The 12,884-nt window shown below is 63.0% G+C and carries 10 protein-coding genes and 1 pseudogene; 3 read left to right on the top strand and 8 right to left on the bottom strand.

What is annotated here, in order from left to right:
• Nucleotides 1–66: 66 nt before the first annotated feature.
• Nucleotides 67–1,317, top strand: coding sequence for a D-amino acid dehydrogenase (locus tag NL532_RS31170; protein WP_023829799.1), 1,251 nt, complete (start codon nucleotides 67–69; stop codon nucleotides 1,315–1,317).
• 7 nt (nucleotides 1,318–1,324) lie between these two features.
• Here the strand turns inward: NL532_RS31170 and NL532_RS31165 are convergent, their stop codons facing one another.
• Nucleotides 1,325–1,534, bottom strand: coding sequence for a hypothetical protein (locus tag NL532_RS31165; RefSeq protein ID WP_031203497.1), 210 nt, complete (start codon nucleotides 1,532–1,534; stop codon nucleotides 1,325–1,327).
• Nucleotides 1,535–1,680: 146 nt separating this feature from the next.
• On the opposite strand from NL532_RS31165, the gene NL532_RS32500 reads away from it, so the two are divergent.
• On the top strand, nucleotides 1,681–3,489 hold the full coding sequence (locus NL532_RS32500) for an alanine/ornithine racemase family PLP-dependent enzyme (protein ID WP_245270364.1): 1,809 nt from the start codon (nucleotides 1,681–1,683) through the stop codon (nucleotides 3,487–3,489).
• Here the strand turns inward: NL532_RS32500 and NL532_RS31155 are convergent.
• The 7 genes and pseudogenes from NL532_RS31155 to NL532_RS31125 form a co-directional block, all read right to left on the bottom strand.
• Nucleotides 3,452–4,828 carry an FGGY-family carbohydrate kinase gene (locus NL532_RS31155; RefSeq protein WP_023681928.1) on the bottom strand — a complete coding sequence of 459 codons (1,377 nt, stop codon included), beginning with the start codon at nucleotides 4,826–4,828 and terminating at the stop codon, nucleotides 3,452–3,454. The two genes, NL532_RS32500 and NL532_RS31155, sit on opposite strands and share 38 nt — an antisense overlap.
• Nucleotides 4,825–5,141, bottom strand: a pseudogene (gene rhaM / locus NL532_RS31150) (L-rhamnose mutarotase). The gene NL532_RS31155 and the pseudogene rhaM overlap by 4 nt, the downstream one beginning before the upstream one ends.
• Entirely contained in the window at nucleotides 5,141–6,136 is a 996-nt protein-coding gene (locus tag NL532_RS31145; RefSeq protein WP_023681926.1) for an ABC transporter permease, read from the bottom strand. Before NL532_RS31145 ends, rhaM begins: the two are co-directional and overlap by 1 nt.
• Complete coding sequence (locus tag NL532_RS31140; RefSeq protein ID WP_023681925.1) at nucleotides 6,133–7,110, bottom strand: ABC transporter permease; 978 nt, start codon at nucleotides 7,108–7,110, stop codon at nucleotides 6,133–6,135. Before NL532_RS31140 ends, NL532_RS31145 begins: the two co-directional genes overlap by 4 nt.
• Nucleotides 7,107–8,648 (bottom strand): sugar ABC transporter ATP-binding protein, encoded by a 1,542-nt coding sequence (locus NL532_RS31135; RefSeq protein WP_286487861.1) that lies wholly within the window; start codon nucleotides 8,646–8,648, stop codon nucleotides 7,107–7,109. Before NL532_RS31135 ends, NL532_RS31140 begins: the two co-directional genes overlap by 4 nt.
• A gap of 84 nt (nucleotides 8,649–8,732) precedes the next feature.
• Complete coding sequence (gene rhaS, locus NL532_RS31130; protein WP_023669661.1) at nucleotides 8,733–9,728, bottom strand: rhamnose ABC transporter substrate-binding protein; 996 nt, start codon at nucleotides 9,726–9,728, stop codon at nucleotides 8,733–8,735.
• Between the two features lie 48 nt (nucleotides 9,729–9,776).
• On the bottom strand, nucleotides 9,777–10,580 hold the full coding sequence (locus tag NL532_RS31125) for a DeoR/GlpR family DNA-binding transcription regulator (RefSeq protein ID WP_023669662.1): 804 nt from the start codon (nucleotides 10,578–10,580) through the stop codon (nucleotides 9,777–9,779).
• A 183-nt stretch (nucleotides 10,581–10,763) separates the two neighbouring features.
• Between NL532_RS31125 and NL532_RS31120 the strand changes: the two genes are divergently transcribed.
• On the top strand, nucleotides 10,764–12,866 hold the full coding sequence (locus NL532_RS31120) for a bifunctional rhamnulose-1-phosphate aldolase/short-chain dehydrogenase (RefSeq protein ID WP_023829797.1): 2,103 nt from the start codon (nucleotides 10,764–10,766) through the stop codon (nucleotides 12,864–12,866).
• The last annotated feature ends 18 nt before the right edge of the window (nucleotides 12,867–12,884 follow it).

Here is a 12,884-nt window from a genome sequence, read left to right as displayed (position 1 = left end):
CGGCGAAGCGCTATTGAAGCAATGGCGGTGCGGCGTGGAGGCGCTGTGCCGCGAAGAGGGGGTGGCATGAAGATAACGGTGCTTGGAGCCGGTGTTGTCGGCACCGCGGCCGCGTATTATCTGGCCGCCGACGGCCATGAGGTCACCGTTATCGAGCGCCATCCGGCGCCGGCGCGCGGCACCAGCCAGTCCAATGCCGGTCTGGTGTCGCCGGGCGACGCCACCGCCTGGGCCTCGCCGGCGGCGCTGAAGACCTTCCTGCGCGCTCTCTGGAACCATGATCTCGGCATCAAGGTCAGGCTGCGCTTCGATCCTTATTTCCTCGCCTGGAGCCTGCGTTTCCTGCGCCAGTGCACCGTGGCCCGGCTGCGCGCCAACAGCCAGGTCAAACTGCGCCTGGCGCTCTATTCGCGCGACTGCATCAACGCGCTCTCCGACGCCACCGGCATCCACTATGACGAGCGCAAGAAGGGCATTCTTTATTTCTTCCGCTCGCAGCACAGCCTCGACACCGGCACCGACAACTACCAGTTTCTGGCGAAGCATGGCCTGCCGATCGAGATCGTGGGCCGCGACCGGCTGGTCGAACTTGAGCCCGGGCTCGCGGGCGTGAAGGAAAAGATCGCCGGCGGCGTTTATTCGCCGATCGACCAGACCGGGGATTCCAGGATATTCGTCGACGGGCTCGCCGCCTATGCGGCCGAAAAGCTTGGCGTCAGATTCCTGTTCGACACCACGATCGAGGGGCTCGACATAGAGGGCGACTGGGTGCGTGCGGTCATGACATCGGCCGGCCCGGTGACGGGCGACGCCGTCGTCATCGCCATGGGCCCCGAGAGCGGCCTGATCGGCCGCCGCTACGGTATCGACCTGCCCGTCTATCCGGTTAAAGGCTATAGCGCGACCATCCCGCTGGAGGACGAGAGCAAGGGACCGACCATGGGCGGCGCCGACGAGGACCGGCTGGTTGGTTACTCCAGGCTCGGAAACCGCCTGCGCATGTCCTCGACAGCCGAGTTCACCGGCTTCGACCGCAGCTTCAAGCCCAGCGACTTCAAGTCTATGCTGAGCACCGGCAAAGACCTTTTCCCTGGCGCTTTCGACGAGAAGAAGGCGCTGTTGTGGGCAGGTCTGCGGCCGATGATGCCCAACTCGGTGCCGGTCATCGGCAAGGCGAAATACAAGAACCTTTACCTCGACACCGGCCACGGCCATGTCGGCTGGACCATGGCCTGCGGCTCGGGCAAGTTCCTGGCCGACCTCGTCGCCGGCCGCAAGCCGGAGATCGACCCGCAAGGGCTGGTCTACGGGAACTGAGGGAGCTCTAGTCGTCGTGTTGGCATCGAGTCCATTCGCCGTGCACCCATTCGGCAAGCCATCCGCGCTCAAGCTGGCCAATCTGTGCCAAGTTTTCCTGCCTGGAGGTCAAATGGCCGAGACCGATAACTTCGAAATCTCCACAGTCCGCGGGATGATCATGTTCGCCGCAGGTCAGTTGCCACTCACCATCGAAATGATGAACGACCAGCGTCACCGGCCTCTCCGATCGAAAGACGTGCCCACATACAATTGCTCTGGTTTCCAACATTGAGGCCGTCACTGCGCAAAGTTTGACAAATATCGTACGACGATCTGGAAGATGCATCTGGCTGACAGATTCTACAAACCCTGAGTGACGAAATGTCGGGACCGCAAGTCGCTATCGACCTTGGCCGCATCGAGCGCAACGCCCGCACCATCGTCGAGCGCTGCGCGCTGTCCGGCATCAAGGTGTTCGGAGTTACGAAGGGCACATGCGGCATGCCGCAAGTGGCGCGGGCCATGCTGCGCGGCGGTGTTGCCGGCATCGCGGAATCGCGCTTCGAAAACATCCGCCGGCTGCGCGACAGCGGCATCAATGCGCCGGTCATGCTGCTGCGCAGCCCGCCCATGGCGCGCGTAGAGGAGGTCGTGCGCACCGTCGACATCAGCCTGCAGTCGGAACTGACCACCATCCGCGAGATATCGCGCATTGCCGAGCGCATGGGCCGCGTCCACGATATCATGCTGATGATCGATCTCGGCGATCTCCGCGAAGGCATCTGGCCAAGCGACCTGATCCCCACCGTCGAGCAGATCCTACAATTCAAGGGCGTGCGCATCGCCGGCATCGGCACCAATCTCGGCTGCTTCGGCGCCATAATGCCGACGCCGGAGAACCTTGGCCAACTCGTCGCCCATGCCTACAAAACCGAGCGCCTGTCCGGCAAAAGCCTCGACTTCATTTCCGGCGGCGCCTCGTCATCGCTGACGCTGCTGCTCGAAGGCAAGCTGCCGCCCGGCATCAACAATCTGCGCGTGGGCGAGGCGATCCTGCAAGGCGGTGTCGAAACCTTTCGCGACGTGCCGTGGCCCGAACTCGAACCCGATGCCTGCCGGCTGACCAGCGACATCATCGAGGTCAAACTCAAGCCTTCGCGGCCGATCGGCACATCCGGCTACGACGCCTTCGGCAACCAGCCGGTCTTCGCCGACGAGGGCGACCGGCTGCGCGCCATCGCCAATATAGGCCGCGAGGACGTGCTGGTCGAAGGGCTGACGCCGATCGCCAAGGGGGTGAGGGTGCTCGGCGCTTCCAGCGACCATCTGCTGCTCGATGTGCAGGATGCCGATCCGCGGCCTACCGTCGGCGACCGTGTCGCCTTCCGCATGAATTATGGCGCCATGCTTCTGGCGATGACCTCGGAATATGTCGAGAAGGCGCCGATGCACGACGTCGCGGATTTCTCCGGCCGCAAGATGGTGTCGATCTCGGCCGAACCGGAAGCCGGCGGGATTATCGCCCGCGAGGGAACCGGCGCGCGGCTGGAGGCAATGAATTTCGACGTGGTCGAACTCGCCGACGTCGAGCGGCCGCCCTCGGGCCTCGTCCGTCTCGCCGCCGGCGCAGATCGCCGTATCGCCCACAAGGCGCTGACCGCAACGGCGCGCGCCACGCATTCCTTCGGCCTGATCTGGATCGATTCCCTCGCCGCCCTGATGCCCGAGGACGAGGAGGCCGAAGACATGCCTGAAGTCTCGGTGCTGGCCCGCGCGCTCGGTCTCGATCACAAGCCCGGCGCGCTGCAGCCGCAGCTGTCGCCGGAAAATGTCGTCATCGTCGGCCTTCACCATGACCGACATCGACGCCATGGGCATGCGCGACCTCATGCACGAGGCGATCCGCATCGCCACCTCGGGCACGCAAGGCTTCCATCTCAGCTATTCGCCGACGGCGACCGAATTCGCCGGCTGGGCTGCGGGCTCGGGCGGGCTGACGGTGCGCGAGACGCATCAGGCAATGGAGGCGATCTCGCTGTCCGGCGGTCTGCTGTCGATGGATGTTTCCGGGCTGACCGCCGGTCTGGAGCCGCGGATCGGCGCCGACGCCATCAACTTCGTCATGTCGGCCTTTGGCAAGCGGATTTTGTGATCAGCCTTGCGCGTCGACTGCCGCGCGCCACGCGGTGACATAGGCCGCCCAGACCGGGTCGGTCTGCGGCTCAATTCTTTCGCCCTTGCCGTGCGTCACTGGCTGATCGGATGCGAGCAGTGCCGCGCCGATGCTGGTGCCGGTGGCCGCCTCGGAGGCGATGACGATGCGCGCGGTCGCTGCCGCCAGCATGCCGACAAAGAGCCGGTTGCGAGCAAACGGTCCTTCCACGGTGGTCGGGCCGTCGGCGCCGATCAGCTCGAGGCAGGTCGCCGTCATCAGTGCTAGATAGAAGGAAATGGCGGCGAACCGCTCGCCTTTGCTGATGCCCTCGGCACCAAGCCATGCCGCGGCATGGTGCGGGAACGGTCCTGATCCCTGCTGGGTAGAAGGCAAAAGCAGCATCTTTTTTGTCAGAACGGCCAGCACCTCGCTGCCGCTGCAGTCCTGCGGCTTGTCCTTGGTCAGCTGGGAAAACTCACGGCCACCCATGAAACGCGCCGAGGGCACGGGGTCGCCCAGCGCGCTGACATTGACCAGCGTGTCGCGCGCAGCATCGAGCGCAATCTCTCTGCCGCCGACCGCCATCGATACCACCCAGGTGCCGGTCGAGACGACCGAGAAGGGCGGCTCGTCGGACAGAAGATGCGGCAATAGGGAGGCGTTGGAATCGTGCAGTCCGCAGAAAACCGGGGTCTGCGGATCGAGCCCGGTGCGCGCGGCAAGCGCCGGCAGGATCGGGCCGAGCTGGTCCCTTGCCGGCCGCACCGGCGCCATCAGCCTGCGCCAATCCAGCCTGTCGACCATCGAGGAAAAGTCCGCCTCCCAAGGGCTCCACAGATCGGTGTGGCAGCCGAGCGAGGTCACCTCGTTGGCGGCAACGCCGGTCAGGCGCAGCGCCCAGTATTGCGGATACATCAGCATCGCGGCGGCCCTGGCGAATTCGGTGGGAAAACGCTTCTCAAGCCAGAAGAATTGCGCACCGAGATTGAGGCCGAGCGGCAGGCGCGGCGTCCCAGTCTCAATGAAGGGCGGACGGATCGCACTATACTCTGTAGCCAGCCTGTCGGGGCCGTCGAACTCATAGTCGAGGACAGGCAGCACCAGTTCGCCCGCTGCGTCGACCAGCACGCCGGTCGCACCATGCGTGGTGATCGAAATCGCTTCGATACGCTGTTCGCGGTTGAGGCTGGCAAGGCTGTTGAGGATGAACCTCCACAGCGACTCGACATCGTGATGCGGGTAGGGCGCTTGCCGCAGCGGCGCGTTCGCCATGCGGCGCAACCCCACTTCGCTCAGCGTGACGAGATCGACCAGCGCCACCTTGGCGTTGGTCTTGCCGATGTCGATGACGGCGATGTGGCGCAGCGCACTCATGCCATATGGAACATTGTTTCCAGGGGGATGGCCACCGGTTGGTTGTCCGGCTGGTCTCCATGATGTCGGCCATGTGCGCCCACCAGCGCTGCATCACCGGGTGCTTCGGCAGGTCGGCCATGCCATGGTCGTCGCGCCGCCACAGCACGCCGAACAGGATGTTGGTGTCTTCATCGAGATCGATCGAATAATCGGCGACGCCGGCCTCTCTCAGCAGCGCCACCAGCGACGGCCAGATCTCATCGTGGCGCTTTTTGTACTCGGCTTTCATGCCGGGTTTGAGCTGCATCTTGAAGGCGTATTTCTCAGGCATCAGCTGTTACCACGCAGCTGTCGCCAGACGATCGGCAGCGCGATGACGACGATCAAGAGCAGGCCGATGAAGATCGACATGACGATGCCGGGCACGTTCAGCAGGCCGAGGCCGAAGGTCACCAGCCCCATGATAAAGGCGGCGAGCACGACGCCAACAATGCTGCCGGAGCCACCCAGAATGCTGACGCCGCCCAGCACCACCATCGTGATGACCTCAAGCTCGTAACCCTGCGCGATGGACGGTCGCGTCGAGCCGAGCCGCGAGGTGATCAGCACCGAGGCGATGCCGGCCATCAGCCCTGTCAGGCAAAACAGGATGAATTTGATGCGGCCGACGCGAACGCCGGAAAACTGTGCCGCGACCGGATTGTTGCCGATGGCAAAGACACGGCGGCCGAAGCTGGTGCGATGCAGCAGGAACCAGTAGGCGACGGCCGCGATGAGGAAGAGCACCAGTTCGAACGACACCACCCACCAGACGTAACCCTGGCCGAAGAAGGCGAAGCTCTCGGGATAGCCCTTGTAGGCCTGGTCACCGAGGATGATGAAGGCAATGCCGCGAAACAGGCTCATCGTGCCGATGGTAACGACGATGGACGGCAGGCCGAGCCTCGTCACCAACAGGCCGTTGAAGGCGCCGCAACCGAGCCCGACGACGATGCCGATAGCCACCAGCACCGGCGTGTCGGCGCCGGCCTGTACCGCCATGCCCATCATGGTCGAGGCGAGCGCGATGATGGCGGCGACCGACAGGTCGATCTCGCCCGAAATGATCAGCAGCGCCATGGCGAAGGCGATCAGGCCTTTCTCGGTGAAATTGAAGGTCAGGTCCGACAGCGAATAGGCATCGAGGAAATAGGGCGATGCGAAGCTGTTGATGGCGAAGATGGCGACCGCCACGAAGACCAGCAGCGCTTCCCAGGAAAAGATCGCTGAAGAGAGCGGCTTGTCGAGCCGGTCGGGAATGTGGCGCGGGGCGGGGGTGTCGGTCATGCCGCCTCCGCCTTCCTCAGAATGATCCGCCCCTGCTGGCGTTCGCCGCGCGCGTTGAGCACGACGGCCAGGATGATGGCGCTGCCTGAAATCGCCATCTGCCAGAAGGGCGAGATGTTGATCACCGGCAGTGCGTTGGAGATGATGCCGAGGAACAGCGCCCCTAACACCGCGCCCCCGACCGAGCCGATGCCGCCGGCAATCGAAATGCCGCCGATGACGCAGGCGGCGATGATATTGAGTTCATAGCCATTGGCGACCTCGACCGAGGCGATGACATAACGAGAAATCCAGAGATAACCGGCGAGCCCGCCGATCATGCCGGAAATGCAGAAGACGATGAATTTGGTTCGGCCGACATCGATGCCGGCATAGACCGACGCCGTCGGGTTGACGCCGATGGCATAGATCGAACGGCCAAGCGCGGTTCGCGTCATCACCACGAAGAACAGCGCGATGACCAGTATGGCGATCCAGGACAGAACCGGAATGCCCAGGAAAGCTGCGCGCTGGAAGCCGATGAAGTCCGGGCTCATCTTGTCGGCATTGACCCAGGCGCCGCCGGAGAGGACGAAGGTGGCGCCGCGATAGATGGTGAGCGTGCCCAATGTCACCACGATCGAAGGGATGTTCAGCCGCCACACCAGCAGGCCGTTGATGGCGCCGAGCACCAGTCCGACGGCCAGCGCAATGACGATCAGCAGCGGGATCGGGATCGCCGGATGTGCGGCGTTCAGCATCGCCACCACCATGCCGGTGAAGCACAGGTTGGAGGCCATCGACAGGTCGATCGAGCGGGTCAGGATGACGACCATCTGTCCCAGCGCCAGGATCATCAGGATCGAGGTGTCGTTGAACACCTGGGCGAGATTGCCGGGGTCGGCAAAGGCCGGGAAGCGCGTCGAGATCAGAGCAATCAAAACGACGATCGCCGCTGCCAGCCAGATCTCGCGGAATTTCAGGAGAGCCTTCATGCCGCGATCCCCGCTGCCGTCCGGACCAGCGTTTCGGCGTCCAGCCCCTTACTATCGTAGACCGCCGCAACCAGCCCTTCGCGCATGACGACGACGCGGTCGGACATGCCCAGAATCTCCGGCAGTTCCGACGACACCATGATCACCGACAGGCCCTGCGCGACGAGCTCCGCCATGAAGCCGTGCACGGCGGCCTTGGAGCCGATGTCGATGCCCTTGGTCGGCTCGTCCAGGATGATCACCTTGGGCGCTGTCGCCAGCCATTTGGCGATGACGATCTTCTGCTGGTTGCCGCCCGACAGCGTGCCGACATCCTGGCTCAGCGACGAGGCGCGCAGGTCTAGCCGCTCGGTGTAGGAGCGGGCGAGCGCGAATTCGTCCGACAATCGCAGCAGGCCGGATTTGGAGGTGCGCTTGAGCGAGGGAAGCGAGACGTTTTGGAAGATCGGCAGGCCGATCACCACGCCCTGCTTGCCGCGTTCCTCCGGCACGTAGACGATGCCGGCTTCGATGGAATCCGCCGCCGATTTCGGCGTGATCGTCTTGCCTTCCAGCGTGATCGTTCCACCCGATATGCGGGTGATGCCCGATATCGCCTGCATCACCTCTGACCGCCCGGCGCCGACAAGGCCGTAGAAACCGAGGATCTCGCCCTTGTGCAGTTCGAAGCCGATGTCGTTGAATTCGGTCGGGTGCGAAAGGCCAGCGACCGACAGCACCGGCGCGCCGATCTCGGCCTTGCGTTGCGGAAAGATGTGATCGACCGAGCGGCCGACCATCATGCGCACGATCTGGCTCTGGCCGGTATCCTTGATAAGGCCCTCGCCAACCATCTCGCCGTCGCGGAACACGGTGTAGCGATCGGCGATCCGATAGATCTCGTCGAACTTGTGGCTGATGAACAGGATCGCCTTGCCTTCCTGCTTGAGGAATTCGATCAGCAGGAAAAGCTCCTCGATCTCCTTCATCGAAAGGGCTGCGGTCGGCTCATCCATGATGACGATCTGCGCATCGATCGACATCGCGCGAGCAACCGCTACCAGATGCTTGTTGGCGATGCCGAGGTCTTTCAGCCGCGCATCGGCGTCGATATGGCCGGCATGCATGGTGTCGAGCACTTCGCGCGCGTGTTTTCGCATGGTGCGCCAGTCGATGGTGCCTAGCCGCGTGCGCGGCGCATGGCCGAGAAAAATGTTTTCGGTGACGCTCAGATCGTCGAACAGCACGGTTTCCTGATGAATGGCAGTGACGCCGTGGCCGAAGGCGGCATGCGCGCTGGGCAGGGTGACGGCCTGGCCGTCAATGCTGATCGTGCCGGCGTCCGGCTGGTAGATGCCGGTCATGATCTTGACCAGCGTCGACTTGCCGGCGCCGTTTTCACCGATCAGCGCCGTAACCTGGCCGGGGTAAAGCGACAGGCTGACATTGTGCAGCGCGCGCACGCCGGGAAAGCTTTTGGAGACGCCGGACAGCGTCAGGCGCGGGGCAGGACCCGTGGGCTCCTCCTTCGCATTGCCGTGCTGGGCTGTCGTGTCCATATCCGTATCAAGCCCTGAAACAAGGTCCGTTTAAAGTCGCGGCGGGATTTTGGTCCCGCCGCGCTTGGTCCGAGACGTCCGAGATCAATAGATCTTGGAGAACTTTTCGATGTTGGACTTGTCGAACTGGAAGGGCGGAGCCATCGCAGCCGAGTTGCTGTCGTCGAGCGTGACCTTGCCGACGCGGCCGATCGACAGCGTTGCGCCCGGCTTTGCCTCTTCCTTCTTCACCGCCAGATCATGAGCGAGGTAGACGGCGGAGTAGCCGAGGTCGATCGGATTCCAGAGGGCAACCGCCTGGCTGGAACCGTTGTCGATGAACTTCTTGAACTCCGACGGCAGCGCGAGACCGGTGACATTGACCTTGCCGATCAGGTTCGCGTCGGTGACGACCTGGGCAGCGGCAACGACGCCGACGGTGGTCGGCGCGATGATCGCCTTGAGGTTCGGATAGGATTTCAGCAGGCCCTTGGCTTCGTCGGTGCTCTTGGCCGAATCGTCATCGCCGTAGACGGTGGCGACGAGTTTGATCTTGGGGAATTTTTCCGGCAGGATTTTCTTGGCCGCGTCGATCCAGGCGTTCTGGTTGGTCGCGGTGGACGAAGCCGACAGAATGGCGACTTCGCCGCCTTCCGGCAGATAGTCGGCGGCAAGCTTGATGATGGTCTCGCCGATCAGGCCGGTGTCGGACGGGTTGAGGTGCAACTGGCGGCCTTCCTTGGCGACGCCCGAATCCCACGAGATGACGGTGATGCCGCGCTCCATCGCCTTCTTCAGCACCGGCACTAGCGCGTCGGCGTCATTGGCCGAAATCGCAATGGCGTTGACCTTCTGCGCGATCAGCGAATTGACCACTTCGATCTGCGCTTCGGCGGTCGCCTTGGTCGGGCCGGTGTAGATGATGTCGACATCGCCGAGTTCCTTGGCCGCCTCTTCGGCGCCCTTGTTGGCGGCGTCGAAGAAGCCGTTGCCGAGCGACTTCACCACCAGCGCGATCTTGACGTTCTCGGCATAGGCGGCATTCACGAACATGGCGGCCGAGAACGCGGCCGTCACCATCAATTTCTTCAGAAAGCTCATCGTATTTCCTCCCTTGAGCGTTGCATTCCATCGTCGCTGCGGTTGGCCTCAGGCCTGCAGCGAGGATTCTTCCTTTGCCGACTTGCGGGCGACGATCAGCGTCACACCCGCGGCCTCCAGCATGTTGGCTTCGCGATCCTCGATGCCGTCATCGGTGATGACGGTGGCGATGCGCTTGAGCCCGCACAGGATCAGGCTCGAGCGCTGGCGGAATTTCGATGAGTCGACCAGCACCACCAGTTCGTCGGCCTGGTCGATCAGTTTCTGCTCCGCCTGGATCAGCAGCGGGTCGCCTTCCATCAGGCCAAGCGGCCCGAGCCCTTGAGCGCCCATGAACATGCGGCGCGCGTAGAAATTACGCGTCACGTCATTGTCGAAGGGCGAGAGGATGATGTTCTGCTCGCGGTAGATGGTGCCGCCCGACAGCATGACGGTGTTCTTCGAATGCTTGAGCAGATGCTCGGCGATGGGGAACGAATTGGTGAAGATCGGCATGCGGCGTCCGGTCAGGAAATGCACCATCTGGAAGGTGGTGGTGCCGCCATTGATGATGATCGGCTCGCCGTCCTTGCACAGCTCCACCGCTTCGCGCGCAATCGCGCGCTTCTGCGAAGCATTAAGCGTTTCGTTGACGGAAAAGGGCCGGCCGGCGAGGCCGATGAACTGCGGTGGCGAGATCGCTTCGGCGCCGCCGCGCACGCGGCGCAGGCGCTTTTGCACATGAAGAGCCGCGATATCGCGCCGGATCGTCGCCTCGGAGGAGTCCGTCAGGTCGACCATCTCCTGCACCGTCACCACAGGCTTTTCCTGGACGGCGGACAGAATGATCCTGTGGCGCTCTTTTTCGTGCATGGTTCCTCCCTGCCTGGTCATGAGGCACTAGAAAACAAGCAGTGTCAATCATTTCCGATCATATAATTTCATTGTGCAGTGCAATATGATCGATCTTGATCGTTTATGATTGACAACCGAGATGCTTGCGTAGACATTTCCGGCAAAATGGACCGCGCCTTTTGCGTCCCAGGGAGGATAATCATGCTCGACAAGCGCTCCGGCTCGCGCCTTGCCAACCTTTGGGACGATGCGAAAGCCAAGGGGCTGAGCGAGCCTGAGCTTCTGGTCTATCGCTCCAACACGCTCGGCTCCGACAAGCGTGTCACCAATTATGGCGGCGGCAACACCTCGTCCAAGATCCGGCAGAAGGACCCGCTCTCCGGCGCCGAAGTCGAAGTGCTATGGGTCAAGGGCTCGGGCGGCGACAGCGCCTCGATCAAGCTGGACGGTTTCGCCACGCTCTACATGGACAAACTGCAGGCGCTGAAAGGCCTCTATCGTGGCGTCGCGCATGAGGACGAGATGGTGGGCTATCTTCCCCACTGCACCTTCAACCTCAACCCGCGCGCGGCCTCGATCGACACGCCGCTGCACGCCTATGTGCCGAAGCCGTTCGTCGATCACATGCATCCCGATGCCATTATCGCGATTGCCGCGGCCAAGGATTCCAAGGCGTTGACCAAGGAGATATTCGGTGACGCCATCGGCTGGCTGCCGTGGAAGCGGCCGGGCTTCGAACTTGGCCTCTGGCTGGAGAAATTCTGCGTCGAACACCCCGAGGCCAAGGGCGTCATCCTCGAAAGCCACGGCTTGTTCACCTGGGGCGACATACCCAAGGAGTGCTACGAGACGACGATCTCGGTCATCAACCAGGCGATCGAATGGTTCGAGCGCCGCTCCGAGGGTCTCGCCATCTTCGGCGGCGAAGTCGTCAAATCGCTAGACGCCGCTGAGCGCCGCGCCATCGCGGCGAGACTGATGCCGAGAATCCGCGGCCTGATTTCGGAGAAGAGCCACAAGCTCGGCCATTTCGACGATTCCGCCGCCGTGCTCGAATTCGTCAACTCCAGGGATTTGCGCCCGCTGGCGGCGCTCGGCACCTCATGCCCGGATCATTTCCTGCGCACAAAAATCCGCCCGCTGGTTATCGAGTTCGACCCAGCGAAGCCCGACGTCGAAGCCGTGATTGCGCGCCTCGCCGACGATATTGCTGAGTACCGTGTCGGCTACCAGGCCTATTACGACAGCTGCAAGCATCCGGACTCGCCCCCGATCCGTGACCCCAACGCCGTGGTCTACCTGATGCCCGGCGTCGGCATGTTCACCTTCGCCGGCGACAAGGCCACCGCCCGCATCTCTGGCGAATTCTACGTCAACGCCATCAATGTCATGCGCGGGGCCTCGACCGTTTCGTCCTATGTCGGCCTGCCGGCGCAGGAGGCCTTCGACATCGAATACTGGCTGCTCGAGGATTTGAAGCTGCAGCGCATGCCGAAGCCGAAGTCGCTCGCCGGCCAAATCGCGCTGGTCACCGGCGGCGCCGGCGGCATCGGCCGCGCCACCGCCAATCGCCTGCTGCGCGAAGGCGCCTGCGTCGTGCTGGCCGATATCGACGAGACCGCACTTGCCAACGCCAACGACGAACTGGCGAAAGCCTATGGCAAGGACTTCGTCCGTCCGGTGCTGATCAACGTCACCGCGGAGGAGCAGGTGATTTCCGGCTTCGCCCAGACAGCCGTCGAGTTCGGCGGCATTGATATTCTCGTCTCCAACGCAGGCCTCGCCTCCTCGGCGCCGATCGAGGAGACAACGCTGGCGCTGTGGAACAAGAACATGGACATATTGTCGACCGGCTATTTCCTGGTCTCGCGCGAAGCCTTCCGGCTGTTTCGCGCCCAGAAGATCGGCGGCAATGCCGTCTTCGTCGCCTCCAAGAACGGCCTTGCCGCGTCACCCAACGCCGCCGCCTATTGCACCGCCAAGGCCGCCGAAATCCATCTCGCCCGCTGCCTCGCGCTGGAAGGCGCGGAAGCCCAGATCCGGGTCAATGTCGTGAATCCGGACGCCGTGCTGCGCGGTTCGAAGATCTGGACCGGCGAGTGGAAGGAACAGCGCGCCGCCGCCTACAAGATGTCGACCGACGATCTGGAAGAACACTACCGCTCGCGCTCGATGCTGAAGCGCTCGGTGTTTCCCGAAGACATTGCCGAAGCGATTTATTTCTTCGCCTCCGACATGTCGGCCAAATCCACCGGCAACATCATCAACGTCGACGCCGGCAACGCGCAGAGCTTTACGCGCTGAGTTAAGAGCGGAGCGCTT

The sequence above is a fragment of the Mesorhizobium sp. C120A genome (assembly GCF_030323105.1).
Classification (GTDB): Bacteria; Pseudomonadota; Alphaproteobacteria; order Rhizobiales; family Rhizobiaceae; genus Mesorhizobium.
The sequence above is the reverse complement of the archived record's forward strand: the minus strand, read 5'-3'. Positions and strand labels throughout refer to the sequence as shown.